Genomic DNA, 25,314 nt, shown 5'->3' with positions numbered 1-25,314 from the left:
GGGGATGGTTCCACTTCTCAGTGGCTTCGCTTGAGCATGGCGTCGGCGAGGGCGTCGGCCGCCTCGCCGAGCCGGCGGCCCACCGCGTCCAGCCGGGACAGCAGCTCGCGCCTGCGCAGGGTGTCCATCTCCAGCGGGCCGGCGAACAGCTCGGCCAACCGGGTCTGGTAGAGCTGGCGGACCCGGCTGCACGCCTTGCGTGTGGCGAGCACGGCCCGGGTCACCGAGCCCGGATCATCGATGATCTTGTCGACGGCGACCTCCAGCTCGTCCAGGCCGTCGATCACCGCCTGCAGCGGCTCGACCGCGAATCCGAGGTCCTTCGGCCCGAACAGGTCCGTCTCGCGCACGTAGTCGCGCAGGTGGTCGAGCACGTCGTCGATCGACCGGGAGAGCCGGAACAGGTCCTCCCTGTCGATGGGGGTGGTGAGCACCCGGCGCAGGACGCGGACGAGCTCGGCGCGTTCCGCGTCTCCCTCGTGCTCCACCTCGGCCATCTGGACGCGCGCCGCCGACCGCTCGATCGTGCCCTCCGCCACCGAGCGGGCCAGTACGGCTCCCGCCCTGGCGACCGCGATCTGGCCGCGGACCAGGTCCACGATCCGCCGTCCTGACCGGCCCCGCAGGTCGTCCCATGCGCGTACGAACCGCCTGAGGCGGCGGTCGGCGCTCACACCAGTCTCAGCGCGAGGCCGGCGAGGCAGGCCAGCGCCATCGACGACGGCAGCGTGACCAGCCATGCCGTACCCATGTTCACGACGCCCTGCCATCGCACCCTCCGTACGCCCTCGCTCGCCGCCACGCCCACCACTCCGGCGGTGATGGACTGGGTCATGCTCACCGGACTTCCGAGCGCCGCGCTCCCGAGCACGGCGCCGGTGGCCGCCGTCTCGGCCGACACGATGTGCAGCGGGCGGGTGATGACCAGGCCGCGGCCGAGCCGTTCGCCGACCCGGGTGAGGCTGGTCAGCGCCCCGACGAGGAACAACCCCGCGAGCAGGGCCATCCAGACGGGCGGGACCTCGACCGGCCCGACACCGCCCACTCCCGCGCGGGCCACGCCGACCGCCACGCTCACGACCGCGATCATCTTCTGGCCGTCGTTCACCGCGTACGCCACGCACTGCGCGGTGTAGGCCAGCACATGCGCGCCGAGGACGACCCGGGGCATCCCGCGGAAGGACGGCACGCGGCGCGACGACGCTCCCAGCAGGAGCCCCAGCAGCAGGCCGACCAGGGGCGCGGCGGCGCCGATCACCAGGACGGACACCAGGCCCGACCACGACACCGGGAGCCCGGCGCCCAGCCCGGCGCCGGCGATCCCCCCGATCACCGCCAGGGTCAGGCTGGTCGGCAGCCCCTTGCCGGTGAGGACGGCGACCACGACCACGCCGGTCACCACTCCCGCGAGGAACACCGCGGCGCCCGTGCCGGTGCCGAGGTTCGCCAGCCGCTCGGTGAACGTCCGCGCCACCTCCACGCCCAGCGCGTACGGCGCCGCGAAGATCACCAGCAGCGGGAGCGCCGCGATCAGCCAGCCCGGGGAGCGGGGGAACCTGAGCCCGAGCCCGATGAGCGTGGCGCCGTCGTTGGCCCCGCTGATCAGCACGAACAGGATCGCCACGGCGGCGAACGCGAGCGTCCACCCCATCAGAGGTAGAGCCGCTGGTCGCGCTTGTGCTCGTCATAGCGTTCCCGTGCCGCCCGCACCTCGGGCAGGTTCGACACCTCGGCGACCGGGACGTCCCACCATGCCTGCGCGCCCGGCCCCTCTCCCGGGACGGGCTCGACGTAGACGACCGTGGTGGTCGTGGCCGCGACCGCCTCGGCGAGCGCGGCCCGCAGGCCCTCCGGATCCCTGGCCGTCAGCACGTCCGCGCCGAGGCTGGCCGCGTTGACGGCCAGGTCCACGGGGAGCCGGTCGCCGTCCAGGTCGCCCGACTCGCCGCGCAGGCGGTACGCCGTGCCGAGCCGCCGCGCGCCCACCGACTCCGACAGGTTGCCGATGGAGGCGAACCCGTGGTTGTCGACCAGCACGACGACGAGCTTGACGCCCTCCTGCACGGCGGTGGCGATCTCCTGGGCCATCATGAGGTACGACCCGTCGCCCACCAGCACGACCACCTCGCGTTCCGGACGGGCCAGCTTCACGCCCAGCCCTCCGGCGATCTCGTAGCCCATGCAGGAGTAGCCGTACTCGACGTGGTACTCCTCGGGGTCGGACGCCCGCCACAGCCTGTGCAGGTCACCCGGCATCGATCCGGCGGCGTTGACCACCACGCCGCCGTCGGGCAGGTCGTTCACCACGTCGTTGACGATGCCGAGGAGCACCGGCTGGGTCAGCGCGTCGCCGGAGACGGCTCCGGCGATCTCCGCCCGCCATCCGTCGGCCAGGTTCGCCGCCCGCGCGGTCCACTCGGGATCGGCCCGCCAGCCCGCCGCGCCCACGGTCCTGCCGACCGCCGCGTCGAGGGCGAGGAGCGCCTCCTTGGCGTCGGCGACCACCATCTCGCCCGCGTGCTTGGCCGCGTCGAAGGCGGTGACGTTGAGGTTGAGGAACCGCGCGGCGCCGAACAGCGTCCGCGAGGCGGTGGTGAAGTCGCTGTAGCGGGTGCCGACGCCGATCACCAGGTCGGCCTCGCGGGCCAGCGTGTCGGCGGCCTCCGTACCGGTGTGGCCGATGGCGCCGACCGCGAGCGGATGGTCGTGCGGGAGCGCGCCCTTGCCCGCCTGGGTCTCGCCGACCGGGATGCCGTGCTTCTCGGCGAAGTGCCGCAGCTCATCCCACGCCTCGCTGTACCTGACCCCGCCGCCGGCCACGATCAGCGGCCGCTTCGAGGACTCCAGGGCGCGTACGGCACGGGCCAGCGCGGCGGGCTCCGGCACCGGACGCGGAACGTGCCACACGCGCTCACGGAACAGCTCGTCCGGCCAGTCGTACGCCTCGGCCTGCACGTCCTGCGGCAGCGCGAGGGTGACCGCGCCGGTCTCGGCCGGGTCGGTGAGCACCCGCATCGCGGCGAGCAGCGCCGACGGGAGCTGCTCGGGCCGGTTGATCCGGTCGAAGAAGCGGGAGACCGGCCGCAGCGTGTCGTTGACCGTCACGTCGTAGGAGCGCGGGTCCTCCAGCTCCTGGAGCACCGGGCTGGCGACCCTGGTGGCGAAGACGTCGCCCGGGAGCAGCAGCACCGGGATCCGGTTGATCGTGGCCAGCGCCGCCCCGGTGACCATGTTGGTCGCACCGGGGCCGATCGAGGTGGTGCAGGCGAACGTGGACAGCCGGTTCGCCGCCCGCGCGTACCCGACGGCGGTGTGGACCATGGCCTGCTCGTTGCGCGCCAGATAGTACGGCAGGGCCGACCGGGTGCCCCCGCCCTGCTCGGCCAGCGCCTGGCCGACGCCCGCGACGTTGCCGTGGCCGAAGATGCCGAAGCAGCCCTCGATCAGCCGCCGCTCCACGCCGTCCCGTTCGCTCCACTGCCGGGACAGGAAGAGGACCAGCGCCTGGGCCGTGGTGAGTCTCATGATGGGGTACCTCCCGATATCTCCAGCAGGCCCGCCGCGGTGTCCACCGCCGTGGCCACGTCGTCGTCGGGCGGGTAGAGCAGCGCCCTGCCGACGACCAGGCCGCGCACACCGGGCAGCCGCAGCGCCTTGCTCCAGGACGCGAAGACCCGGTCGGGATCCTGGGCGGGGTCGCCTCCGAGCAGCAGCGTCGGCAGCGTCGTGGCCCGCATGACCCGCTCCATGTCGTCGATCACGGGAATCTTCAGCCAGGTCCTGGCCGAGGTCGCGCCGAGCCCCTGGCAGATGCTGATCGCGCGGACCACCGCCTCCGGGGACAGGTCGTGGGTGACGACGCCGTCGACCCGGCCGGACCAGAACGGCTCGATCATCGCCATCAGGCCGTGCCCGGCGAGCTGGGTGATGGCCTGGCCGCAGCTCTCCAGGGTGGCGGCGGTCGCGGTGTCCTCGGGGGCGATCCGGCACAGCATCTTGCCGCCGTCCAGGCGCATCGCCGCGATGGACCGGGCGTCGTAGGCGGTGAAGCGGTCGTCGAACTCGAACACCGCGTTCTGGACGCCGCCCCGGTTCATCGAGCCGATCACGATCTTGTCGTCGAGCGCGCCGAGCAGCAGCAGGTCCTCGACGATGTCGGGGGTGGCGAGCAGGCCGTCGACGCCGGGCCTGGCCAGGGCGGTCAGCAGCCGGTCGAGCAGGTCGACGCGGTTCTCCATCGCCATCGGACGGCCGCCCACGCCGAGGGCGCCCCTCGCCGGATGGTCCGCCGCGATGATCAGCAGCTGGTCCCGGTCGACCATCAGCGGCCGGCGCCTGCGCAGCGCGGCCGTGTCGGCCACCCGGCCGGGGTACCACGCGCGGTCGTCGAGCAGCCGGCGGTAGTCCTCCTCACGCATCTGACACGTCCCCCCTCAATGAGCCACCCGCAAGGACGGCCTCGACTTCCTCGGCCGTGGGCATCGCGGGCGCGCACGCCAGCCGTCCTGCGACGATCGCGCCCGCCGCGTTGGCGAAGCGCAGGGTGCGCTCCAGCGGCCAGCCCGAGAGCAGGCCGTGGCAGAGCGCTCCGCCGAAGGCGTCTCCGGCACCGAGCCCGTTGACGACGTCCACCGGGACCGGGGGCACTTCCACGGTCTCTTTCCTGGTCATGCCCAGCACGCCGGCCGAACCACGTTTGACGATCGCCAGTTCCACGCCCGCCTCCAGCAGCGCCTCGGCCGCGGCGTACGGCTCACGCGTGCCGGTGGCCACCTCGGCCTCGTCGACGTTGCCGACCGCCACGGTGACGTGCGCGAGAGCGCGCCGCACCTGCTCCCCGGCCGCCTCCATGCTCGTCCAGAACATCGGGCGGTAGTCGAGGTCGAGCACCGTGTGCGGCCTGCGCCCCCGCGACCGCCAGGCCGCGAAGTGCGCGGCCCGGGACGGCTCCTGGGACAGGCCGGTCACGGTCGCCCAGAACAGCGGGATCCGCGCGATGGCCCGCAGGTCCAGCTCGGAGGGGAGAATCTCCAGGTCGGGGGCCTTGGGGAAGCGGTAGAAGTAGAGCGGGAAGTCCTCCGGCGGCCTGATCTCGCAGAAGGTCACCGGCGTGGGCAGGCCCGGCACCGCGAGGACGTACCGGTCGTCCACTCCGTACTCGCGGAGGGCGTCGTGGACGAACAATCCGAACGGGTCGGCCCCGGTCCGGGTGATCACGGCACTGGACCGGCCGAGCCTGGCGGCGGCGACGGCCACGTTGACCGGGCTGCCGCCGAGGTATTTGCCGAAGGTCGAAACCTCCCGGAGCGACACCCCGGTCTGGAGGGGGTAGACGTCCACGCCGACCCGGCCGATGGTGAGCACGTCCGTCACGCGGCGCTCCCGAGAAACGCGACGCCGGCCCGGACGTCCTCGATCGGGCCGTCTCCGGCGGAGGGCTCGGCGTCGAGGATGAGGTCCTGCTCCATGACATACCAGCCGCGGTATCCGGCCCGGTCGAGGCCGCCGACGATCCGGGCGACGTCCACGTCTCCCTTGCCGAGCGGGCGGTAGATCCCCGCCCTGACGGCCTCTGTGTAGGTGAGCGCGCCCTCCCGGACCCGCCCGGCGAGCTCGGCGTCCACGTCCTTGAGGTGGACGTGCGCGACGCGGCCGGGACGGTCGCGGACGATGTCCACGGGGTCGGTGCCGCCGATGAGGAGATGCCCGGTGTCGAGGCAGAGCGCGATGTCGCACCCGTCGAGCACCCGGTTCACCTCGTCCCGGCTCTCGACCATGGTCCCGACGTGCGGGTGCAGGGTGACCAGGTGGGACGTCTCGCGCCGGATCCGCTCCAGGTTGGCGAGCAGCGTGCGCCAGCCCCCGGTGCCGAGTTCCGGGCGGGCGTCGTACCCGTCCACGCCGGTGGCGGCGGCCAGGACGACCACCATGTCGGCGTCGAACGAGGCCAGCGTGGCGCGCAGGCCCGGCATCGGGTCGTGGCCCGGATCGTGCAGCACCACGGGCACGAAGCCGCCCACGGCGCGCATGCCGTACCGGCCGAGCAGGGACGCCCGGTCCGCGGGATCAGGGGGAAGGAAGCCGTCCGGGCCGAGCTCGGTGGCCGTCAGGCCGAGCTCCGCCATCTCGGCGAGCACCCGCTCCGCCGCCATCTGGTGCCCCCATCCGGGCACCTCGCACACACCCCACGAGATCGGAGCAGCGGCGATCCTCACTTGGTCACCTCCAGGAGACGGACCGGCCGGTCCGTACGACGGGAAAGGTCTGCCGCCTCGGCGATGTAGAGGGCGGCCAGCGCGTCACGGACGGTGCAGGGGCTCTCGCGCTCGCCCCGCGCGGCCGCGAGGAACGCGCCCATCTCGGCGACGTACGCGGCCTCGAACCTGGCCTGGAAGTCCGGCCACGGCTCGCCCTGCGGCGCGAGGCCCTCGACGGAGCTCACCGGGGTACGCTCGCCGAGCCCGACCGCGCGCGTCCCCAGGGTGCCGGCCAGCTCCATCCGCACGTCATACCCCGCGCCGTTGTAGCGGGAGCCCTGCATCGTGGCGAGCGTGCCGTCGTCGAGGGTCAGCAGCGCGGCGCTGTTGTCGACGTCGCCCGCCTCGGCGAAGAACGCCTCGCCCCGGTTGGATCCGGTGGCGTAGACGACGTCCACCTCCCTGCCGGTGACCCAGCGCAGGATGTCGAAGTCGTGGATGTGGCAGTCACGGAAGATCCCGCCGGACAGCGGGATGTAGCCGGGGGCGGGCGGCCGGGGGTCGGCGGTCAGCAGGTGGACCCGGTGCAGCTCGCCCAGCTCGCCGGAGGCCAGGGCGGCGCGCGCGGCGGCGTACCCGGCGTCGAAGCGCCGCTGGAACCCGATGTGCACGAGGGTGCCGGTGCGCTCGGCGGCCTCGGCCACCCGCACGGTCTCCTCCACAGTGGGCGCCGCGGGCTTCTCGCAGAACGCCGGCACACCCAGCTCGCAGGCCCGGAGCAGCGCCTCCGCGTGCGTGGAGGTGGGGGTCGCGATCACCACCGCGTCGGCGGCGAAGGGGTCTCCCACGCGGGCTCCGAGCCGCCCCGCCGCCTCCTCGGCCCTGCTCGTGTCAGCGTCGAAGACGACCAGTTCCTCCACGAGGGCGGCGAGGGAGGTGGCATGAAATGCTCCTATGCGACCAAGACCCAGCAGACCCACACGCATATCGACTCCTTGTCCGGGGCCTCCAGTTCTAGATGACCGGCGGTCGCATCGTCAAGAGTTTGTCCTGACATTCTGACGAACTATCATCATCACCAGCCGAAACGGACGGTTCAGCGCTCGACGAGCGTGACCTCCAAGGAGTAGTGGGACGCGCGGTAGACGTGTGAGCCGTGCTCGACCGCCCTCCCCTGGTCGTCGTACGTCGTGCGCACCATCGTGAGCAGCGGGCAGGCGCGGCGTTCCTCCAGCAGCCGGACCTCGGCCGGGGTGGCCGTGCGGGCGCCGATCCGCTGGGCGGCCACCCGCATCCGCACCCCGGCCGCACGCAGCAGCTCGTACAAGCCGCGCGCCTCCAGCGCCTCGGCGGTCAGCGACGCCGGCCCCGGCGGCAGCCAGTTGTGCATCAGGGCAAGCGGCTTCCCCTCGGCGTACCTGAGCCGCTCCAGCCGGACCACCTCGGTGCCCGTGGCGACGCCGAGCGCCCCCGCCGTCGACTCGTCCGCGGGCACCGTCTCGATGGCCAGGACACGTGTGGCCGGCTCCTGGCCCACCCTGCGCAGATCGTCGTACAGGCTGGTGAGCTCGACCGCCCGCTTGACCTGGCCGTGGACGACCTGGGTGCCGACCCCGCGTTTGCGCACCACCAGGCCCTTGTCGACGAGGTACTGGATGGCCTGGCGGATGGTCGGCCGGGAGAGCCCCAGCCGATCGGCCAGCAGGACCTCGTTGTCGAGCCGGGATCCGGGGGCCAGCTCTCCGGCCTGGATCGCCCGCGCGATCTGCTCGGCCACCTGGAAGTAGAGGGGCACGGGGCTCGACCGATCCAGGTCGATGTCCAGCTTCGTCACAGTCACAACGTGACCGTACAGGACATCAGAATGTCCTGACCAACACCTCTCCATGCTCCGTGTAACGCGCCGAAGTCAACCGCCCTAAATACGTAAGAATGTCTTGACAAATTGTTCACATGACGTTCATCGTTGAGCCCACCGTGGCGCCCGCGAGGGAGTGTCCGACGAATGCCGCCGCGCGCGGCAGGACGTGATTCGACACGACCTGGGGGCACTGGGCGTCGCGCACGACCCCCCTGAGAGGCAAGAGGAGTGACGCCATCGTGAGGCGTACCCGGAAGATCATCCCTGTGGCGCTGCTGGCACTGGCCGTCGCCGCGTGCGCGCCGTCCACCGGCACCGACTCCCCCGGCTCGACGGACGCGGCGCCGCTGCCCAGCGCCTCCGTCGACGCGAACTTCGACCTGAACGCGCTGGTCGAGGCGGCCAAGAAGGAGGGCGGCCTCATGGTGTACGACTCCAGCGGCGACATCGAGGAGGTCGCCAAGGCCTTCACCGCGAAGTACGGCATCCCCATGGAGGGCGTGAAGTCCGACAGCCCGCAGACCGCGGAGAAGATGATCAGGGAGCACGCGGCGGACAACATCACGATCGACGCGACGATGTTCGAGGACGGCGGCGTGCTGATGGGCCAGCTCATCCCGCAGGGTGTGGTCCAGACCTGGGTGCCGGCCGACCTCAAGGACCAGATCCCGGCCGAGAACCAGAACCCGCTCTTAGCGCTGTCGAAGGCCAACGTCTTCGCCTACAACACGAAACTCTCGCCCGACGGCTGCCCGGTGAAGAACGTCTGGGACCTCACCGAGCCGGAGTGGGCCGGCAAGCTCGTCATGCAGGACCCGCTGGGCAAGCCCACCGTGTTGTCGTTCTTCACCCAGCTCGACGCGCACGGCAACCAGGCGCTGGAGCAGGCCTACCAGACCAAGTACGGCAAGCCCCTGGAGACCAAGGAGAAGTCCGCGGCCTACGAGTGGGTCAAGCGGCTCTCGGTCAACAAGCCCGTGCTGACCGGCTCCGACGAGGACATCTCGGGTTCGGTGGGCGCGCCCGACACCACGGACAAGAAGATCGGCTTCATGTCGATCGCGAAGTTCCGCAACAACGACGACAAGGGATACAACCAGGCGACCTGCGCCGGGATGGCGCCGTTCGTCGGCAACAGCTATCCCAAGTTCGCCGCGATCGCCACGAAGACCAAGCACCCCAACGCGGCCAAGCTGTTCGTCCACTTCATCATGACCGAGGAGGGCGTCAAGCACGAGATCGGCGAGGGCGGCGTCTCCGGCAACGCCTCGGTCAAGCCGCTCGTCATCCCGACGGGCCTGGACGACTGGCAGAACCAGCTCTTCCACACCGACCCCGCGAGGCTGGTCGACGACCTGCGCAGCCGCCAGACCATCTCCGACTTCTGGCGCGTCAACCACGGCTGATCCCGTGAAAGGAAAGACCCCCGGCGAGGCGATTCGCCGGGGGTCTTCCTCGTCTCGGCCCTACCCGCTATCGGTTGTGCCGTCAGTCACGGGGGTCGTAGCCGTCGGTGTCCACGTCAAGGTCGAGCTCGTCCGCGATGTCGCCCCAGCCGACGAACTTGAAGTTCGTGATCTCGCGGTCACCCTCGGCGGGCGTGTTGACGCCGTCGTGCGCGATGAACAGGCCCTCGTCGAAATCACCGAGCGGGACGTTGAGCACGGTCGAGCCGTCGCTCACCTCGACACCGTCCACCCCGTTGTGCGGGCTGATCCGGAACTGGCCGAGGTAGGCGTTGGAGCCCTCCTTCTTGTAGACGGCGAAGGTGTTGTCGCCCTGGCTGGAGGCCAGCAGGTAGCCCTTGCCGTTGTCGCGGTAGTAGATCGTGAGGCCCTCGACGTCGGCCGTCAGGCGCTGGCCGCCGAAGCCGGGGTCCGTGCCGGGCGTGCACTCCTCGGTGGCCGGGTCGTACGTCCCCGGCACGCCGAACTCCTTGACCTTGTCCACGAGCACCGGCGTCCCGGTCAGGTCGGCCGAGACCTTCCAGATGCCGACGTCCTCCTGGCCGGCGTAGAGGGTGTCGGTCTGGTCGTCCACGACCATGCCCTCGACCTGGGGTGTCCGGCCCGGCTCGTCGCACGGGATCCAGGTCTGGCCGTTCGGCAGGGCGAACGTGGCGGGCAGGGCCAGCGTCCTGACGACTTCGTAGCCCACCTTGCCGTTCGGCTTCGGAAGCAGCTTGATCAGGCCGACGTCGGTGTTGTGCCGCCGGCTGACCACCGCGTACGTGCCGGTGGAGTTCTTGTACGTGGTCAGACCGTACCCGGTGCCACCCTCGTTCACCTCGGCTTGTGTGGAGTTGAAGAGGAACGGCGCGGCCGGGTCGGTCACGTCGGTGAGCTGCCCGCCCGAGATGGAGTAGATCCTGAGCTGGTCCCGGCCGCGGTCGGAGACGACCGCGAGGTCCCGCCCGCCGAAGCCATAGGTGACGTCGACGTTGTTGAACCGTCCCGGCTCGTCGTCGGGACCCGGCGCGGCGGGGGCCGCGAAGTGCTGGAGCTGCTCGCCGTCCAGGTTGTAGACGAAGAGGCCGCCCTCCTTCGCGGTGCCGATCACCACGCTCTTCGACGACTTCGACGGGTGCACCCAGATCGCCGGGTCGTCGGCGTTGGAGTTGCCGCCCGCCTCGTCGTCGAACAGCGCCGGGGTCTCCAGCTCGGGGTATACGGTCTTGACGCCCTGGCCCGCGGCCGACGCCGGCTGCACGCCGACCAGCAGCAGCGCGGCAGCCGCCAGGGAGATGGTGGACAGGGGACGCATCGCGCCTCCTCTTTCGGGGGGATGATGTTGCACCAAGAACGTAACTACGATTTAACGACAAAGCAATAGCACGTCCTTATGTCATGACATATTCATCTAGCTTTCACTGATCCGCTACGCTCCGGAGGCGGGCGGGTCGCGGCAAACCCCTCAGCCGGCATCGAGACCACCATCTCCCGCCAAGTAACCGCAGGTCAGACCGTACGCACTAGGTGCACGGCGCACTTACCAAGCCCGCCGGAGGTTGATAGACGTTGATGCACACGGCGTGACGCCCGCTGTGGCCAGGAGGGGGGTAGGCCATGAGCGCACCAGGGGTTACCACCGCAGCCGCTCTGGACGAGGTGCACATTCTGTGGACCTCGGAGGGGATGAGCTGCGACGGGGACACGGTCTCGGTGACCGCCGCGACGCTGCCGAGCATCGAGGACGTCGTGCTCGGCCTCGTCCCCGGCCTGCCCAAGGTCCACCTGCACAACAAGGTCCTGGCCCAGCAGGTGGGCGACGAGTTCATGGCGGCCTTCCACCGGGCGGCACGGGACGAGCTCGGCCCGTTCATCTTCGTCGTCGAGGGATCGATCCCCAACGAGCAGATCAACGGCGAGGGCTACTGGACGTCCATGGGCAACGACCCCGTGACGGGCGAGCCCATCACGGTCAACGAGTGGATCGACCGGCTCGCGCCGAGGGCGTGGGCGGTCGTCGCGGCCGGCACCTGCGCCACGTACGGCGGCATCCACGCCATGGCGGGGAACCCGACGGGATGCATGGGCCTCGCCGACTATCTCGGCAAGGACTTCCGCTCGGCCGGCGGGCTCCCCATCGTCAACGTGCCCGGCTGCCCGGTGCAGCCGGACAACTTCATGGAGACCCTGACCTGGCTGCTCTACCAGGCCGCCGGGATGGCCCCCATGATCCCGCTCGACGAGCAACTCCGGCCGACGTGGCTCTTCGGCAAGACGGTGCACGAGGGGTGCGACCGGGCCGGCTACTACGAGCAGGGCGACTTCGCCAAGGACTACAACTCGCCGAAGTGCCAGGTGCGGCTCGGCTGCTGGGGCCCGGTGGTCAACTGCAACGTCCCCAAGCGCGGCTGGATGGACGGGATCGGCGGCTGCCCCAACGTCGGCGGCATCTGCATCGGCTGCACCATGCCGGGCTTCCCGGACAAGTTCATGCCCTTCATGGACGAGCCGCCCGGCGGGACCGTGTCCTCGGCCATGTCCAGCGTGTACGGCGGGATGATCCGCAGGCTGCGCGGGATCACGAACACGACGGTCAACGCGGAGCCCCGCTGGCGCCACAACCGTCCGAAGCTCACGAGCGGGTACGCCCCGCGCTGGCCGCAACGGTAGTAGAGGGGAACGACACGGTGGCAATCCGATCGCAGAAGGCGCCGGAGGACCAGCGGACGCTGGTCGACATGTCCTGGGACCCGATCACCAGGATCATCGGCAACCTCGGCATCTACACGAAGATCGACTTCAGCAACAAGGAAGTCGTGGAGTGCAAGAGCACGTCGTCGCTCTTCCGTGGCTACAGCGTGTTCATGCGCGGCAAGGACCCGCGCGACTCGCACTTCATCACCAGCCGGATCTGCGGCATCTGCGGCGACAACCACGCCACCTGTTCCGTCTACGCGCAGAACATGGCCTACGGCATCAAGACCCCGCCGCTGGGGGAGATGATCGTCAACCTCGGCGAGGCCGCCGAGTACATGTTCGACCACACGATCTTCCAGGACAACCTGGTGTTCGTCGACTTCTGCGAGCAGATGGTCAAGGAGACGAACCCCAGCCTGCTCCGCAGGGCGGAGACGACCGAGGCGCCGCGCGGCCACATCCACGGCTACCGCACGATCGCCGACATCATGCGCGCCTTCAACCCGTTCACCGGGGCGGCGTACCGCGAGGCGCTGCAGATGAGCCGGCTCACCCGCGAGATGTTCTGCCTGATGGAGGGGCGGCACGTGCACCCGTCCACCCTCTATCCCGGAGGCGTGGGGACGGTCGCGACGCCCCAGGTGTTCACCGACTACATGGTGCGGCTGCTGCGGGCGCTGGACTTCATCAAGAAGGCCGTCCCGATGAACGACGACATCTTCGACTTCTTCTACGAGGCCATGCCGGGTTACGAGGAGGTCGGGCGGCGCCGCGTCATGCTCGGCTGCTGGGGCGCCTTCCAGGACCCCGACGTGGTGGACTACGACTACCGCACCATGAACGACTGGGGCCGGTCGATGTTCGTGACCCCCGGCATCGTCCTGGACGGCCAGCTCCTGACGACGAACCTGGTGGACATCAACCTCGGCATCCGCATCCTGCTGGGCAGCTCGTACTACGACGACTGGGAGGGCGAGGAGACGTTCGTCACCCACGACCCGCTCGGCAACCCGGTCGACCAGCGGCACCCGTGGAACCAGACGACGCTCCCCCGGCCGCAGAAGCGCGACCTGGAGAACGGCAACTACAGCTGGGTCATGAGCCCGCGCTGGTACGACTCCCGCAGCGGCGACTATCTCGCGCTGGACACCGGGGGCGGCCCCATCGCCAGGCTCTGGACCACCGCCCTCGCCGGTCTCGTCGACACGGGCACGGTGAAGGCGACCGGCCACAGCGTGCAGATCAACCTCCCCAAGAGCGCGGCGATGCCCGAGATGCAGTTCGAGTGGAAGATCCCGCAGTGGTCCAACACCATCGAACGGGACCGCGCCCGCGTGTACTTCATCGCGTACGCGGCGGCGATGGCGGTCCACTTCGTGGAGCAGGCGCTGGGCGAGGTCAGGGCGGGGCGGACGAAGGTCTTCACGGACTTCGACGTCCCCGAGGACGGGATCGGCTGCGGCTTCCACGAGGCGGTCCGCGGCGTCCTGTCGCACCACATGGTGATCCGCGACGGGAAGATCGCGAACTACCACCCGTATCCGCCGACGCCGTGGAACGCCAGCCCCCGGGACATCTACGGGACGCCGGGGCCGTACGAGGACGCCGTGCAGGGCATGCACATCTTCGAGGAGAACGGCCCGGAGAACTTCAAGGGCATCGACATCATGCGCACGGTGCGCAGCTTCGACCCCTGCCTGCCCTGCGGCGTGCACATGTACCTCGGCGACGGACAGGTGATCAGAAAGGTGCACTCCCCCACACTCGGCACGAGCGTCTCGGGCTGAGGTGGGGACGATGTCACCGCACACCCCGCTGAACGACGACGAGGCGGCCGACCGCGCGCACCGCGTGGAGGCCCTGCTGGAACGGGTCGAGTCGATGACCGACCCGGACGCCAGGGCCACGGTCACGGAGCTCCTCCAGCCGCTCCTGGAGTTGTACGGCGAGGGCCTGTCCCGGATCATGGCGGCGGCCGCGACCGTGAGCGGTACCGCGCTGGTCGACACGCTGGCGGCCGACGAACTGGTCGCGCACCTGCTCCTGCTGCACGGCCTGCACCCGTCGGACACGGAGACCCGCGTCCGGGAGGCGGTGGAGCGGGCCGCCCCGCAGCTCGGCGGAGCCACCGCCGAGCTGGTGGGCGTCGAGGGCGGTGTGGCGCGGGTCCGCCTGCGCGGGCGCGGCGGATGCCGCTCCTCGGCTCCGGCCATGCGCGCCACGCTGGAGGAGGCGATCCGCGACGCCGCGCCGGAGGTCGCGCGGGTCGAGGTCGAGGAGGCCGCACCGCCGCCGGCCGTGATCCCCGCCGACAGCCTGCTGCGGGGCCGTACCGGCGCCCGGACGTCGTGAGGCGGGCACCATGGAGCGACGTTTCACGATGGGCGCCCTGCGCAGGTACCTCGTCCAGGCGCCGGTGGCCCCGTCCCCGGCGGAGCCCGACCGGTCCGGGCGGGATCAGTCCGGGCGGGATCAGTCCGGGCGGGACTTCTCGGAACGGTGCGACCTGTGCGCCGTTCCTGTCGCCGACGGTCACCGGCACCTGGTCGACCTGTCCAGCCGCGAGCTCCGCTGCGCCTGCCGGCCCTGCGCGACGCTGTTCGACCGGGCGGAGGAGAGCGGGCAGCGGTACCGCGCCGTCCCCGACCGGCGTTGGCACCTCCGCGGCTTCGCCCTGGACGACGCGGCCTGGGACGGCCTGAACATCCCCGTCCAGATGGCCTTCTTCTTCCATAACTCGACGGCGCGGCGGGCCGTGCTCCTCTATCCCAGCCCGGGAGGCCCCGTCGAGTCCCCGCTGGCCCGGCCGACCTGGGCGCGGCTGGAGGCGGCCAACCCGGTGCTCGGCAGTCTGGCCCCCGACGTGGAGGCACTGCTGGTCAACCGGACGGGCGACGCGCGCGACCACTGGCTCGTGCCGATCGACGACTGCTACGCGCTGGTGGGCCTGATCCGCACGCACTGGAAGGGCCTGGCCGGCGGGCCGGACGTCTGGCGCGAGATCGGCGGCTTCTTCGCCGACCTGCGCCGGCGGTCCAGGTCCGTGGACGCCGCCGGCGGCGGCACGCACGACGGGAACCGACCGGAAGGAGCCCGGAGATGACGAAGACCAAGGCGGAGGGCGGCACGAAGACCAGGAAAGGGAAGGCGGCCGAGCCGATCAGGACGGGACGCCCCATGATCCGGCCGGACGCCACCGCGCACCTCAAGGGGGTCAGGGAGGGCAACACGAAGGGGCACTACGCCCACCAGAAGGGCCACCTCCCGGACGGGCGCTCGACGGCCGCCAGGTCCACCGGCATCAATCCGCGCGCGCACGACGCCATCGACCCGCGCATGCCGAACCTCTCACCGGCCTGAGGCGGAGGCGATCATCCGATGACGACGACGGCCTGCCCGCCCACGGTGCGGATCCTGGTCGAGGGCGTGGAGGCGGCGGAGTTCGCCGCCCTCCCGACGCTGCTGTTCCGGACGCGGCTCGACAGCGCGGGCCCCGCCGAGATCCGCTCCGTCGCCCTGCACACGCAGATCCGCATCGCGGCGGCACGCCGCTCCTACGACGCCGTCGCGGGGGAACGCCTCGCCGAGCTGTTCGGCGTACAGGAGGGCTGGGGCCGCGCGCTGCGGAGCCTGCTGTGGACGCAGACAACGACCCAGGTCCCGGCGTTCGACGGCGGCACCTGCGTGACCGAGATCCCGGTGACCTGCACGTACGACTTCGAGGTGGTGGCGGCCAAGTACTTCCACGCCCTGCCGGACGGGCAGGTCCCGCTGGAGTTCCACTTCAGCGGCACGATCTTCTATCTCGATGAGGGACGGCTGCAGGCGGCGCGGATCCCCTGGGACACCGAGGCCGAGTTCGCCATGCCGGTGAGCGTCTGGAAGGACCTGATGGACCACTACTTTCCCGGCAGCGCCTGGCTGCGCCTGGACCGCGCGGTCTTCGACCGGCTGTACGCCTACCGGGTGGGCAACACGCTCACCGGATGGGACGACGTGATGTCGGCCCTGCTCGAGGGGCGGTGACCGAGCCATGGACCCGGTGAAGCAGCAGGTGAAGCAGCAGGTGGAGGACTCGGTACGGCGGATCGCCCAGGCGGTGCTGTACGAGGGCTACCTGCTGTGGCCCTACCGGCCGTCGGCGCTGAAGAACCGGCACCGCTGGACGCTCGGCGGGATCCACCCCCGCGCGTACGGCACGGCCGGGGGCGACGCGTGGTACGCCCAGACGCAGTGCCTGGTCGAGGCGGCGCCCGAGGACACCGTCGACGTCGAGGTGCGCTTCCTGCACGCGGTAGCGTACGACCCGGCCCGGCCGCGCGAGGACGGGAACGGGACCCGGTTGGAACCGGTGCCGGAGCTGATGGCCGGCGACCTGCGGCATCTCCCGCGCGAGGAGGCGACCGAGCGCGAGGTGCCGGTGTGCGACCTCCCCCTCGGGGTCCTCGTGGAGCATCCCCATCGTGTGCCGATCGACGTTCCCGCGGGCCGCGAGGTGGAGTGGCTGTCGGATCCGTCCGGACGCCGGGTCGGGGCGATCGTCCGCACCTGGAGGAAGGTGCGCGGCGAGGTGGAGATCCGCGCGGAGCGGTCGGCGCCCGGGGTGTTCCGGCTCACCGTCCTGGTGGTCAACACCAGCGGCTGGGAGGGCGACGACCGCGAGGAGGCGATGAGACGGACGCTCCTGTCCTGCCACACGGTGCTGCGCGCCCACGGCGACGGCGACGGCGGGTTCGTGTCGCTCATGGATCCTCCGGCCGAGCTCCGGACGGTCGCGGAGGGATGCAGGAACATCGGCGTCTGGCCCGTCCTCGTGGGGCCGGAGGGAACGCGGGACACGATGTTGTCGGCGCCGATCATCCTGTACGACCACCCGGAGATCGCGCCGGAGAGCCCCGGCGACCTCTTCGACTCCACGGAGATCGACCAGCTGCTGACCCTGAGCGTCCTGTCGCTGACCGACGAGGAGCGCAGGGAGATCCGCGACGGCGATCCCCGGGCGCGGGAGATCCTCGACCGCTGCGCCTCGCTCACGCCGGATCAGCTCATGCGGCTGCACGGCACCCTGCGCGACGTGCGGCCGGACATGCGGCCGGACATGCGGCCGGACATGGGGCCGATGACCGGGGAGGGGCCGGGAACGTGAACATGGACTTCTGGACGCGCATGGAGGGGCGGGGACCGGACGCGGTGGTCGTGGACGGCGTGTCCGTCGGCCCCGGCAGCCGGGTGCGGCTGCGGCCGCGCTCGTCCCGCGCGGACATCTTCGACCTCGCGCTCGACGGGCGGGTCGCCGTCGTCGAGGCGGTCGAGCAGGACGAGGATGGCACGCCGCACCTCGCGGTCACCCTGGAGGACGACCCCGGCCGCGACCTCGGAGAGGCGCGGCTGCCCGGTCACCGGTTCTTCTACTCGCCGGAGGAGGTCGAACCGCTGGCCCCCGATCCCGGCGCGGAGCGGCCGGTGCGCGTCCTCGTCGCCGGGATCGGCAACATCTTCCTCGGCGACGACGGCTTCGGAGTCGAGGTCGTCCGCCGCCTGGACCAGGTCGAGGTGCCGGCGGGCGTGGACGTCGTGGACTTCGGGATCCGCGGCATGGACCTGGCCTACGCGCTGCAACGGGACTACGCCGCCGTGCTCTTCGTGGACGCCGCGCCGCGCGGTGAGGCTCCCGGGACGCTGACGCTGCTGGAGCCGCGGCTCTCGGACGAGGGAGGCGTCCCGGTGGAGACCCACGGCATGGACCCGGTGCAGGTCCTGCGCCTCGCCCGCGAGCTCGGCCGGATCCCTCCGCGTGTGCTCGTCCTGTGCTGTGAGCCGACGTCCGTACTGCGGGGCACGCCCGACGAGGACGTTCTGGTCGAGCTCAGCCCCCCGGTACGCGCGGCGGCCGGCGAGGCCGCGCGCATGGTCGTGTCGGTGGTCGCGGACCTGATCGCGGAGAGCGGCGGGCCGGGTCCTGACGAGCGCCCGGGAGAGTACCCGGGGGAACGGAGCGTGCGGCGATGAGGAAGCTCAAGGTGACCGCGGTGGTCCTGACCTGTGTCATGGTCACGCTGGTCGTCATGCAGTGGCCGGACATCCGCCGCTACATCAAGATGAAGCGGATGTAGCGGAGCCGGGTGTCACCCCTCCGCTGTCACCGTTCCACGTCGCCGGCCTCGTGCGGGCGGCGGTTGTCGAAGAGCGGCGCCAGCCTGCGCATGTAGTAGTCGAGCCTCCTGCGCGTCTCCTCCAGCGTGCCCAGCCAGCTCAGCAGCTCCGCCCGCCCCTTGGCGGTGAGCCGGTAGATGCGTCGCGCCGGGCCCGCGCCGGAGGGCACCCAGTCGGAGCACAGGCATCCGTGATGTTCCAGCGAGCGCAGAGTCCGGTAGACGGTGCTCGTGTCGCCATCGGTGATGCCGAGGGGACGCAGCCGCTGGACGAGTTCGTAGCCGTGGTCCGGACGCTCGCCGAGGAGCAGCAGCAGGCAGGGGCTCAGAAGGTTCCTCGGCTCGAAACCGCTCACTCCGGATCACCGTTCCTGGCTGCTCGGCAAGGGATGGCCGGTCCGGGAATTCGAGCGGACTCGATTTCCGGGATCGGCGTGTGGATACCCGGAAGGCGATGGCCCCGCACACCGAGCTATATATCCGGATTTATAGCCTTTTCCAAGGCATCCCCGTCATTACGCAAACCGCCGGGTCGCCCGCTTTCCCGAGCGGCGTGATTCGCAGCGACCGGGACCAGGGGTTTTCGCGGAACGCGGCGGTCGGGCGAACATCTGGTGGGTGAGCGGGCCCGCGACCGGAAAATCCCGTTCGTAACCGGCAGGAGCGGAGTTAAACCTGCCTTTACCCGATGCTCGCCGATCGCTGAATAAGCGCTAACTAATCTGGCGCAGACGATTCCGCCGAGCCAGGTGAGACACCTGCGCCGGTTGTGACGGGGAGAAATACGATGAATCAGCTTACGGAGACCGCCACACGGGGTGGCGCCTCCTCGCGAGCGCCGGGCCGGTCCTCCCGGAAGGGCGCCAGGGCGTGGATGGCCTCACGCCGTTGGCACCTGGCGCTCGCCGCGGTGGCCGTCTGCTACTCGACGATCCAGCTCCTGGTGACGGTCAGGGTGGGACTGGGCTGGGACGAGAGCATCTACGTCAGCCAGGTCACCCCGGGCATTCCCCCGGCCTGGTTCAGCGCGCCGCGCGCCCGGGGCGTCCCCCTGCTGGTCGCGCCGGTGACGATGTTCACCTCCTCCGTCATCGTCATCCGCGTCTATCTCAGCCTGCTGTCGGGTCTCGGGCTGTTCCTCGCCTACCTCCCCTGGGTGCGGCTGCGCCCAGGGGCCGCCGTACCCGCCGCCGCGGCCCTGTTCGCCGGGTTGTGGACGGCGCTGTTCTACGGCGGCGAGGCGATGCCGAACGTCTGGGTCGCCTTCTGCGCGGTCGGCGGTGCCGGCCTCTTCTGCATGGCCAAGCGCAAGGGTGCCCTCGTGGGCGTCGCGCTCGCCTTCGCCCTCGCGTCGCTGGTCCGCCCGACGGACGCGTCGTGGCTGGCGCTCCCCCTCGTGGCGTACGGCCTGGTGACCAGGCGCTTCCGCGCGGCCGTCGCCGTCGTCGCGGGGCTCGCGGTCGGCTGGGGCGAGTGGCTCGTCGAGGCGGCGCTGAGCTACCACGGCCCGTTCGCGCGGCTCGCCGCCGCCGGCGCGAAGAACGAGGCCGGGCTCCACTTCAGCCTGGGCGAGCATCTCCGCGCTCTGGACGGTCCCGTCCTGTGCAGGTTCGGTCACCCCTGTGGTGACTTCCCGCTGGCGCACGTCGCCTGGTTCGCCGCGATCCCGGTCCTCACGGCGGTCGGCCTGTGGGCCATACGCAAGCCCGCGCGGCGGCGGCCTCTGCTCATCGCCACCGCCTCGGGGACCGCGCTCGCCCTGTCGTACATCTTCACGATCGGGTACGCCGCGCCGCGCTTCCTCCTGCCGGTCTACGCGCTGCTGTCGCTGCCCGTGGCCTGCGGTCTGGCCTCGGTCGCCCGGGTGCGGATCGGCCGCGTGCTGGTCGCGGTCGCGATGGCCGCGTTCTTCGTGCTCCAGGGCGGCACGCTGCTCGAGCGGGCCGAGACCGAGGGCGCCGCGCGCGAGCCCGACCGCCTCGCCGCCGAGGCCCTGCGTGGTCTCGGCATCACGACGCCCTGCTTCCTGTACGGCCACGCGGCCATCCAGGTGGGATACCTGACCGGCTGCGGCATGAGGGGGATCACCACGAACTACGGCGGGTACGAGCTTCCCCGGCAGATCGACGCCGCGCTGGTCCGCAAGGAGTGGGTCGGCGTCATCAGCAACAGGAAGGACACGCCGGCCGGGTTCCTGGCGGCGTGGCGGCGGGTGCCCCTCATCACGACGGGCACCCAGCGGTGGTACCTCTACCGGCCACCGTCGTCGGCCCGATAGCGGGCGGGATACGGCGGCCGGTCCGAGACGTGGGATCAGAGGCGCTCGATGATGGTGACGTTCGCCTGGCCGCCGCCCTCGCACATGGTCTGCATGCCGTAGCGGCCGCCGGTGCGCTCCAGCTCGTGCAGCAGCGTGATCATGAGCCGGGCCCCGGTGGCGCCGAGGGGGTGGCCGAGAGCGATCGCGCCGCCGTTGGGGTTGACGCGCTCGGGGTCGGCGCCGGTCTCCTTCAGCCAGGCCAGCACGACCGAGGCGAACGCCTCGTTGATCTCGACCAGGTCCATGTCGCCGATCTGCATGCCGGTCTTCTTCAGCGCGTACGCCGTGGCGGGGATCGGCGCGGACAGCATGCGGATGGGGTCCTCACCGCGCGCGGACAGGTGGTGGATGCGGGCGCGGGGGCGCAGGCCGTGTGTCCGCACGGCCTCCTCGGAGGCGATGAGGAGGGCGGCGGCGCCGTCGGAGATCTGCGAGGCCACCGCGGCGGTCAGCCGGCCGCCGTCCTCCAGGGTCTTCAGCCCCGCCATCTTCTCGAGCGTGGTGTCGCGGCGCGGGCCCTCGTCGTGCTCGACGCCCTCGATGGGCTCGATCTCCTTGGCGAAACGTCCCTCGTCGATGGCCCTGATCGCGCGCTGGTGCGACTGGAAGGCGAACGCCTCCATGTCCTCACGCGAGATGTCCCAGTCCCTGGCGATCATCTCGGCGCCGCGGAACTGCGACACGTCCTGCTTGCCGTACCTGGCCTGCCAGCCGCGCGAGCCGACGTACGGGCCCTCGGTGAGGCCGAGCGAGTCGGCGGCGCCGCGCGAGGCGAAGGCGATCGGGATCTGCGACATGTTCTGCACGCCGCCCGCGACCACGAGGTCGGAGGTGCCGGACATGACGGCCTGCGCGGCGAAGTGCAGCGCCTGCTGGGACGAGCCGCACTGCCGGTCGACGGTGACGCCGGGGACCTCCTCGGGCAGCCCGGCGGCGAGCCAGCAGGTGCGCGCGATGTCGCCGGCCTGCGGTCCGACCGTGTCGAGGCAGCCGAAGACCACGTCCTCCACTGCCGACGGGTCCACGCCGGAGCGGGCCATCAGCGCGTTCAGCGCGTGCGCGCCCAGGTCGGCCGGGTGCACGCCGGACAGGCCGCCGTTCCGCTTGCCCACGGGGGTGCGCACCGCTTCGACGATGTATGCCTCCGCCATCAGAACTCCTTAGGTTGAAGGATCCCTTCCAGGACCATCGCGAGGTACTGCCTGGCGATCTCGTCCGCGGACAGGGGGCCGTCGTTCCGGTACCAGCTCGCGGCCACCCAGACGGTGTCGCGGATGAACCGGTAGATGAGGCCGGTGTCGAGGTCGGCGCGGAGCTCGCCGTCCAGGACGCCCCGGTCCAGCACCGACAACCACACCTCCCTGAACCGCTGCTGGCTGTCCAGCAGGTACGAGAAACGCGGATTTGTCGTCAGATGTTTTGATTCGTTCTGATAAATCACAACTGCGGGGCGATGGTGGTCGATCGTCTGGAACGACGCACCGATCAGCGCCCGGAAGGTCTCGCGCGCGCCGAGACCCGCGTCGAGCACCTCCTCGTAGGCCGCCCACATGTCGGTGAGGAAGGCCGAGAGGATCTCGTCGGCCATCGACTCCTTGGAGTCGAAGTGGTAGTAGAGGCTGCCGCCGAGAATACCCGCCGCGTCGGCCACCTCACGGACCGTGGTGACGGCGTATCCCCGCGAGGCGAAGACCTCGGCCGCCGCCGCGAGCAGCTCGGCCCGCCGCTCGGCCCGCGCTGCCGCGGTGCTCGCGGAGTCTCGGCGACGTGGACTCATGGGACGAGTGACCCTTTCAGGGGTGCTGGCTGGACACGGAGACGACCTCTCCGGTCATGTACGAGGAGTAGTCGCTGGCGAGGAAGACCATCACGTTGGCGACCTCCCACGGCTCGGCGTACCGGCCGAGCGCCTCCTTCCTGGTGAGCTCGTCCAGCAGCTCCTCCGTGGTCACCTTGGCCAGGAAGGGGTGCATGGCCAGCGAGGGCGCCACGGCGTTGATCCGCACGCCGTACGGCGCGGCCTCGATCGCCGCGCACCGCGTCAGCGCCATGACCCCGGCCTTGGCCGCCGCGTAGTGCGCCTGGCCCTCCTGCGCCCGCCAGCCGATCACCGAGGCGTTGTTCACGATCACGCCGCGGCCGCGCGGCTGCATGCGGGTCAGCGCGGCGCGAGTGCACCGCATGGTGCCGTTCAGCGTCACGTCGAGCACCCGGCTCCACTGCTCGTCGGTCATCTCGACGAGCTTCGCCGTACCGCCGAGACCGGCGTTGTTGATCACCACGTCGACCGGGCCGAAGCGCTCCTCCGCGGCCGAGAACAGGTGCTGCACCTGCTCCTCCGAGGTCACATCGCAGGGCACCGCGGTCACCGAGGCGGGATCGAACTCCTTCTCCAGGGCGGCGAGGCTTTCCGACAGCCGCCGCTCGTGGGCGTCGCTGATGACCACGCGGGCGCCCTCCTCCAGCATGCGGCGGGCGCAGGCGCCGCCGATGCCGGTGCCGGCCGCGGCGGTCACCACCGCCACGCGGTCACGCAGCAGACCGTGACCCGGAACATAGGACGGCTTCATCCCCGGCCCTCCTCACTGAGCTTCACATGGTTTACTCTACCAAACAATTGTTAGAAAGAATGAGGGGTCCCCGATGACCGTAGTGCGCTACGAGCGGCGCGGGCCGGTGGCGGTGGTCACCATGAACCGCCCGGAGTACCGCAACGCGCAGAACTCCGCGATGACCTATGCCCTGGACGAGGCCTTCTACCGGGCCGTCGCCGACGACGAGGTCAAGGTGATCGTGCTGGCCGGCGAGGGCAGGCACTTCTCCGCCGGGCACGACATCGGCACGCCGGAAAGGGACGCGCACGTCTCCTTCGAGCGCAAGGCGGTCCTGTGGTGGGACCACGTGGGCAAGGAGGGCGCCGAGAGCCGCTTCGCCCGCGAGTCCGAGGTGTACCTCGGCATGTGCCGCCGCTGGCGCGAGATCCCCAAGCCGACGATCGCGATGGTGCAGGGCGCCTGCATCGCGGGCGGGCTCATGCTCGCCTGGGTGTGCGACCTGATCGTCGCCTCCGACGACGCGTTCTTCGCCGACCCGGTGGTGCGCATGGGCATTCCGGGCGTGGAGTACTTCGCCCACCCGTGGATGATGCCGCCGCGGATCGCCAAGGAGTTCCTCTACACCGGCGACCGGATGCCCGCCCGGCGCGCGTACGAGGTGGGCATGGTCAACCGGGTCGTCGCCCGCGACGAGCTGGAGACCGAGACCTTCGCGCTGGCGGAGAAGATCGCCGCCATGCCGCGCCTCGGGCTCGCGCTGACGAAGAAGGCCGTGAACCAGGCCGAGGACCTCCAGGGCATGCACGCCGGGATGGACTCGGTGTTCGGCCTCCACCACCTCGCGCACGCGCACAACGCGGAGACCTCGGCCGACTCCCTGGCCGGGATGGACCCCAAGAGCATGAAGGCGGCCGCTGATGGATCTTGACCTGTCGTCGGTGGAACCGTTCCGGGCCGAGGTCCGGGACTGGCTGCGTGCCCACGTCCCCGCCACTCCCCTGCCCTCCCTGGAGGTCGAGGAGGGCTTCGCCGCGCACCGCGCCTGGGAGCACGAGCTCCACGAGGCGCGGCTGTCCGTCGTGTCCTGGCCCGCGCGGTACGGCGGGCGGGACGCGAGCCCGCTGGAGTGGCTGATCTTCGAGGAGGAGTACTACGCCGCCGGCGCCCCGGGACGGGTCAGCCAGAACGGCATCAACCTCCTCGCCCCGACGTTGTTCAACCACGGCACGCCCGAGCAGCTCGACCGGGTCCTGCCGTCGATGGCCTCGGGCGAGGTCATCTGGGCCCAGGCGTGGTCGGAGCCGGGAGCGGGCAGCGACCTGGCCTCCCTGCGCGCCACCGCGACCCGGGTCGACGGCGGCTGGCTGCTGAACGGCCAGAAGACGTGGAGCTCCCGCGCGGCCTTCGCCGACTGGGGCTTCGGCCCGTTCCGCGCAGGTCCCGAGGCCGAGCGGCACCGCGGCCTGACCTACCTGATGTTCCCCCTGGACGCGAAGGGCGTCACCCGGCGCCCGATCGGCCGCATCGACGGAAAGCCGGCGTTCGCCGAGCTCTTCTTCGACGACGTCTTCGTGCCCGACCGGGATGTGATCGGCACGCCGGGCGAGGGCTGGCGGGTCGCGATGAGCACCACCGGCAACGAGCGCGGGCTCACGCTGCGCAGCCCCGGCCGGTTCCTCGCCGCCGCCGACCGCCTGGTCGACCTCTGGAAGGAGCACGCGGACCCCGCCGACACGGCGCTGCGCGACCGGGTGGCCGACGCCTGGATCAAGTCACGCGCGTACCGCTTGAAGGGGTTCGAGACCATCTCGCGGACCGAGGACGTCGGCGCCGAGTCCAGCATCAACAAGATCTTCTGGTCGGAGCTCGACGTGGCGCTGCACGAGACGGCCCTCGACCTGCTCGGCCCGGACGGAGAGCTCGACGGCGAGTGGCTGGAGGGCTACGTCTTCGCCCTCGCCGGCCCGATCTACGCCGGGACGAACGAGATCCAGCGCAACGTCATCGCCGAGCGTGTGCTCGGCCTGCCCAGAGCGGGACGGTGACCGATGGCACGCGACCGTGACACTGCGACGATGTTTGCG

The 25,314-nt window shown here is 70.9% G+C and carries 26 protein-coding genes; 13 read left to right on the top strand and 13 right to left on the bottom strand.

The window, feature by feature from the left end:
- Positions 1–17: 17 nt before the first annotated feature.
- From IMZ11_RS26155 to IMZ11_RS26120, 8 genes are all read right to left on the bottom strand, one after another.
- Positions 18–674 (bottom strand): DUF47 domain-containing protein, encoded by a 657-nt coding sequence (locus IMZ11_RS26155; RefSeq protein ID WP_228645053.1) that lies wholly within the window; start codon positions 672–674, stop codon positions 18–20.
- Complete coding sequence (locus tag IMZ11_RS26150; protein ID WP_061257883.1) at positions 671–1,651, bottom strand: inorganic phosphate transporter; 981 nt, start codon at positions 1,649–1,651, stop codon at positions 671–673. Before IMZ11_RS26150 ends, IMZ11_RS26155 begins: the two co-directional genes overlap by 4 nt.
- Entirely contained in the window at positions 1,651–3,525 is a 1,875-nt protein-coding gene (gene iolD / locus IMZ11_RS26145; protein ID WP_228645052.1) for a 3D-(3,5/4)-trihydroxycyclohexane-1,2-dione acylhydrolase (decyclizing), read from the bottom strand. The genes IMZ11_RS26150 and iolD overlap by 1 nt, the downstream gene beginning before the upstream one ends.
- Complete coding sequence (locus IMZ11_RS26140) at positions 3,522–4,418, bottom strand: deoxyribose-phosphate aldolase (RefSeq protein ID WP_228645051.1); 897 nt, start codon at positions 4,416–4,418, stop codon at positions 3,522–3,524. The genes iolD and IMZ11_RS26140 overlap by 4 nt, the downstream gene beginning before the upstream one ends.
- Entirely contained in the window at positions 4,411–5,373 is a 963-nt protein-coding gene (gene iolC, locus IMZ11_RS26135; RefSeq protein ID WP_228645050.1) for a 5-dehydro-2-deoxygluconokinase, read from the bottom strand. The genes IMZ11_RS26140 and iolC overlap by 8 nt, the downstream gene beginning before the upstream one ends.
- Positions 5,370–6,215, bottom strand: a complete 846-nt coding sequence (locus IMZ11_RS26130) for a TIM barrel protein (protein ID WP_228645049.1) — start codon at positions 6,213–6,215, stop codon at positions 5,370–5,372. Before IMZ11_RS26130 ends, iolC begins: the two co-directional genes overlap by 4 nt.
- Complete coding sequence (locus IMZ11_RS26125) at positions 6,212–7,183, bottom strand: Gfo/Idh/MocA family oxidoreductase (protein ID WP_228645048.1); 972 nt, start codon at positions 7,181–7,183, stop codon at positions 6,212–6,214. The genes IMZ11_RS26130 and IMZ11_RS26125 overlap by 4 nt, the downstream gene beginning before the upstream one ends.
- Before the next feature lie 110 nt (positions 7,184–7,293).
- The gene (locus tag IMZ11_RS26120; RefSeq protein ID WP_061257877.1) at positions 7,294–8,037 is read right to left on the bottom strand and encodes a GntR family transcriptional regulator; all 744 of its coding nucleotides are present in this window, start codon (positions 8,035–8,037) and stop codon (positions 7,294–7,296) included.
- Positions 8,038–8,297: 260 nt separating this feature from the next.
- Here IMZ11_RS26120 and IMZ11_RS26115 point away from each other — a divergent pair, with 260 nt between their 5' ends.
- Positions 8,298–9,464: an ABC transporter substrate-binding protein gene (locus IMZ11_RS26115; protein ID WP_228645047.1), complete on the top strand. Its 1,167-nt coding sequence runs from the start codon at positions 8,298–8,300 to the stop codon at positions 9,462–9,464.
- 82 nt (positions 9,465–9,546) lie between these two features.
- Here the strand turns inward: IMZ11_RS26115 and IMZ11_RS26110 are convergent, their stop codons facing one another.
- Positions 9,547–10,821, bottom strand: coding sequence for a phytase (locus tag IMZ11_RS26110; protein WP_228645046.1), 1,275 nt, complete (start codon positions 10,819–10,821; stop codon positions 9,547–9,549).
- A gap of 302 nt (positions 10,822–11,123) precedes the next feature.
- Between IMZ11_RS26110 and IMZ11_RS26105 the strand changes: the two genes are divergently transcribed.
- Genes IMZ11_RS26105 through IMZ11_RS46760 form a run of 9 tightly spaced genes read left to right on the top strand, consistent with a single transcriptional unit; the run spans position 11,124 to position 18,316 of the window.
- A complete protein-coding gene (locus tag IMZ11_RS26105) occupies positions 11,124–12,176 on the top strand; it encodes a hydrogenase expression protein HypE (RefSeq protein WP_228645045.1) in 1,053 nt (350 codons plus the stop codon).
- 17 nt (positions 12,177–12,193) lie between these two features.
- A complete protein-coding gene (locus IMZ11_RS26100; RefSeq protein ID WP_228645044.1) occupies positions 12,194–13,990 on the top strand; it encodes a nickel-dependent hydrogenase large subunit in 1,797 nt (598 codons plus the stop codon).
- A gap of 10 nt (positions 13,991–14,000) precedes the next feature.
- Positions 14,001–14,555, top strand: a complete 555-nt coding sequence (locus IMZ11_RS26095) for a NifU family protein (protein WP_228645043.1) — start codon at positions 14,001–14,003, stop codon at positions 14,553–14,555.
- 10 nt (positions 14,556–14,565) lie between these two features.
- Positions 14,566–15,306, top strand: coding sequence for a DUF5947 family protein (locus IMZ11_RS26090; RefSeq protein WP_228645042.1), 741 nt, complete (start codon positions 14,566–14,568; stop codon positions 15,304–15,306).
- The gene (locus IMZ11_RS26085; RefSeq protein WP_228645041.1) at positions 15,303–15,563 is read left to right on the top strand and encodes a hypothetical protein; all 261 of its coding nucleotides are present in this window, start codon (positions 15,303–15,305) and stop codon (positions 15,561–15,563) included. Before IMZ11_RS26090 ends, IMZ11_RS26085 begins: the two co-directional genes overlap by 4 nt.
- Positions 15,564–15,581: 18 nt before the next feature.
- Positions 15,582–16,229 (top strand): DUF6084 family protein, encoded by a 648-nt coding sequence (locus IMZ11_RS26080; RefSeq protein ID WP_228645040.1) that lies wholly within the window; start codon positions 15,582–15,584, stop codon positions 16,227–16,229.
- Positions 16,230–16,236: 7 nt separating this feature from the next.
- Positions 16,237–17,349: a hypothetical protein gene (locus IMZ11_RS26075; RefSeq protein ID WP_228645039.1), complete on the top strand. Its 1,113-nt coding sequence runs from the start codon at positions 16,237–16,239 to the stop codon at positions 17,347–17,349.
- A gap of 2 nt (positions 17,350–17,351) precedes the next feature.
- Positions 17,352–18,212, top strand: a complete 861-nt coding sequence (locus tag IMZ11_RS26070) for a hydrogenase maturation protease (protein WP_228645038.1) — start codon at positions 17,352–17,354, stop codon at positions 18,210–18,212.
- Positions 18,209–18,316, top strand: coding sequence for a hypothetical protein (locus IMZ11_RS46760; protein ID WP_374462750.1), 108 nt, complete (start codon positions 18,209–18,211; stop codon positions 18,314–18,316). The genes IMZ11_RS26070 and IMZ11_RS46760 overlap by 4 nt, the downstream gene beginning before the upstream one ends.
- Before the next feature lie 26 nt (positions 18,317–18,342).
- Here the strand turns inward: IMZ11_RS46760 and IMZ11_RS26065 are convergent, their stop codons facing one another.
- Complete coding sequence (locus IMZ11_RS26065; protein ID WP_228645037.1) at positions 18,343–18,711, bottom strand: PadR family transcriptional regulator; 369 nt, start codon at positions 18,709–18,711, stop codon at positions 18,343–18,345.
- Between the two features lie 431 nt (positions 18,712–19,142).
- Here IMZ11_RS26065 and IMZ11_RS26060 point away from each other — a divergent pair, with 431 nt between their 5' ends.
- Positions 19,143–20,633, top strand: a complete 1,491-nt coding sequence (locus IMZ11_RS26060) for a hypothetical protein (protein ID WP_228645036.1) — start codon at positions 19,143–19,145, stop codon at positions 20,631–20,633.
- Between the two features lie 35 nt (positions 20,634–20,668).
- Here IMZ11_RS26060 and IMZ11_RS26055 read toward each other — a convergent pair whose 3' ends face one another.
- From IMZ11_RS26055 to IMZ11_RS26045, 3 genes are read right to left on the bottom strand one after another with little or no spacing between them, the layout of a single operon-like run.
- Positions 20,669–21,826 (bottom strand): acetyl-CoA C-acetyltransferase, encoded by a 1,158-nt coding sequence (locus IMZ11_RS26055; protein ID WP_228645035.1) that lies wholly within the window; start codon positions 21,824–21,826, stop codon positions 20,669–20,671.
- On the bottom strand, positions 21,826–22,452 hold the full coding sequence (locus tag IMZ11_RS26050) for a TetR/AcrR family transcriptional regulator (protein WP_061257867.1): 627 nt from the start codon (positions 22,450–22,452) through the stop codon (positions 21,826–21,828). The genes IMZ11_RS26055 and IMZ11_RS26050 overlap by 1 nt, the downstream gene beginning before the upstream one ends.
- 16 nt (positions 22,453–22,468) lie before the next feature.
- On the bottom strand, positions 22,469–23,245 hold the full coding sequence (locus IMZ11_RS26045) for an SDR family oxidoreductase (protein WP_228645034.1): 777 nt from the start codon (positions 23,243–23,245) through the stop codon (positions 22,469–22,471).
- A gap of 73 nt (positions 23,246–23,318) precedes the next feature.
- Between IMZ11_RS26045 and IMZ11_RS26040 the strand changes: the two genes are divergently transcribed.
- Together IMZ11_RS26040 and IMZ11_RS26035 are read left to right on the top strand one after the other, a co-directional pair.
- Positions 23,319–24,158 (top strand): enoyl-CoA hydratase, encoded by an 840-nt coding sequence (locus IMZ11_RS26040; protein WP_061257865.1) that lies wholly within the window; start codon positions 23,319–23,321, stop codon positions 24,156–24,158.
- The gene (locus tag IMZ11_RS26035) at positions 24,148–25,275 is read left to right on the top strand and encodes an acyl-CoA dehydrogenase family protein (RefSeq protein WP_061257864.1); all 1,128 of its coding nucleotides are present in this window, start codon (positions 24,148–24,150) and stop codon (positions 25,273–25,275) included. The genes IMZ11_RS26040 and IMZ11_RS26035 overlap by 11 nt, the downstream gene beginning before the upstream one ends.
- The last annotated feature ends 39 nt before the right edge of the window (positions 25,276–25,314 follow it).

This window comes from Microtetraspora sp. AC03309, from assembly GCF_020826795.1.
Taxonomy (GTDB): domain Bacteria; phylum Actinomycetota; class Actinomycetes; order Streptosporangiales; family Streptosporangiaceae; genus Microtetraspora; species Microtetraspora glauca.
This window is presented reverse-complemented; position numbering and strand designations above follow the sequence as displayed.

Excerpts from the sequence above, each read along its gene's own strand:
- IMZ11_RS26040 (WP_061257865.1), top strand. The coding sequence starts at position 23,319 with ATGACCGTAGTGCGCTACGAGCGGCGCGGGCCGGTGGCGGTGGTCACC.
- IMZ11_RS26150 (WP_061257883.1), bottom strand. The coding sequence starts at position 1,651 with ATGGGGTGGACGCTCGCGTTCGCCGCCGTGGCGATCCTGTTCGTGCTG.
- IMZ11_RS26140 (WP_228645051.1), bottom strand. The coding sequence starts at position 4,418 with ATGCGTGAGGAGGACTACCGCCGGCTGCTCGACGACCGCGCGTGGTAC.
- IMZ11_RS26085 (WP_228645041.1), top strand. The coding sequence starts at position 15,303 with ATGACGAAGACCAAGGCGGAGGGCGGCACGAAGACCAGGAAAGGGAAG.
- IMZ11_RS26125 (WP_228645048.1), bottom strand. The coding sequence starts at position 7,183 with ATGCGTGTGGGTCTGCTGGGTCTTGGTCGCATAGGAGCATTTCATGCC.
- iolD (WP_228645052.1), bottom strand. The coding sequence starts at position 3,525 with ATGAGACTCACCACGGCCCAGGCGCTGGTCCTCTTCCTGTCCCGGCAG.
- IMZ11_RS26060 (WP_228645036.1), top strand. The coding sequence starts at position 19,143 with ATGAATCAGCTTACGGAGACCGCCACACGGGGTGGCGCCTCCTCGCGA.
- IMZ11_RS26090 (WP_228645042.1), top strand. The coding sequence starts at position 14,566 with ATGGAGCGACGTTTCACGATGGGCGCCCTGCGCAGGTACCTCGTCCAG.
- IMZ11_RS26080 (WP_228645040.1), top strand. The coding sequence starts at position 15,582 with ATGACGACGACGGCCTGCCCGCCCACGGTGCGGATCCTGGTCGAGGGC.
- IMZ11_RS26050 (WP_061257867.1), bottom strand. The coding sequence starts at position 22,452 with ATGAGTCCACGTCGCCGAGACTCCGCGAGCACCGCGGCAGCGCGGGCC.
- IMZ11_RS26105 (WP_228645045.1), top strand. The coding sequence starts at position 11,124 with ATGAGCGCACCAGGGGTTACCACCGCAGCCGCTCTGGACGAGGTGCAC.
- IMZ11_RS26095 (WP_228645043.1), top strand. The coding sequence starts at position 14,001 with ATGTCACCGCACACCCCGCTGAACGACGACGAGGCGGCCGACCGCGCG.
- IMZ11_RS26035 (WP_061257864.1), top strand. The coding sequence starts at position 24,148 with ATGGATCTTGACCTGTCGTCGGTGGAACCGTTCCGGGCCGAGGTCCGG.
- IMZ11_RS26110 (WP_228645046.1), bottom strand. The coding sequence starts at position 10,821 with ATGCGTCCCCTGTCCACCATCTCCCTGGCGGCTGCCGCGCTGCTGCTG.
- IMZ11_RS26045 (WP_228645034.1), bottom strand. The coding sequence starts at position 23,245 with ATGAAGCCGTCCTATGTTCCGGGTCACGGTCTGCTGCGTGACCGCGTG.
- IMZ11_RS26055 (WP_228645035.1), bottom strand. The coding sequence starts at position 21,826 with ATGGCGGAGGCATACATCGTCGAAGCGGTGCGCACCCCCGTGGGCAAG.
- IMZ11_RS26075 (WP_228645039.1), top strand. The coding sequence starts at position 16,237 with ATGGACCCGGTGAAGCAGCAGGTGAAGCAGCAGGTGGAGGACTCGGTA.
- IMZ11_RS46760 (WP_374462750.1), top strand. The coding sequence starts at position 18,209 with ATGAGGAAGCTCAAGGTGACCGCGGTGGTCCTGACCTGTGTCATGGTC.
- IMZ11_RS26070 (WP_228645038.1), top strand. The coding sequence starts at position 17,352 with ATGGACTTCTGGACGCGCATGGAGGGGCGGGGACCGGACGCGGTGGTC.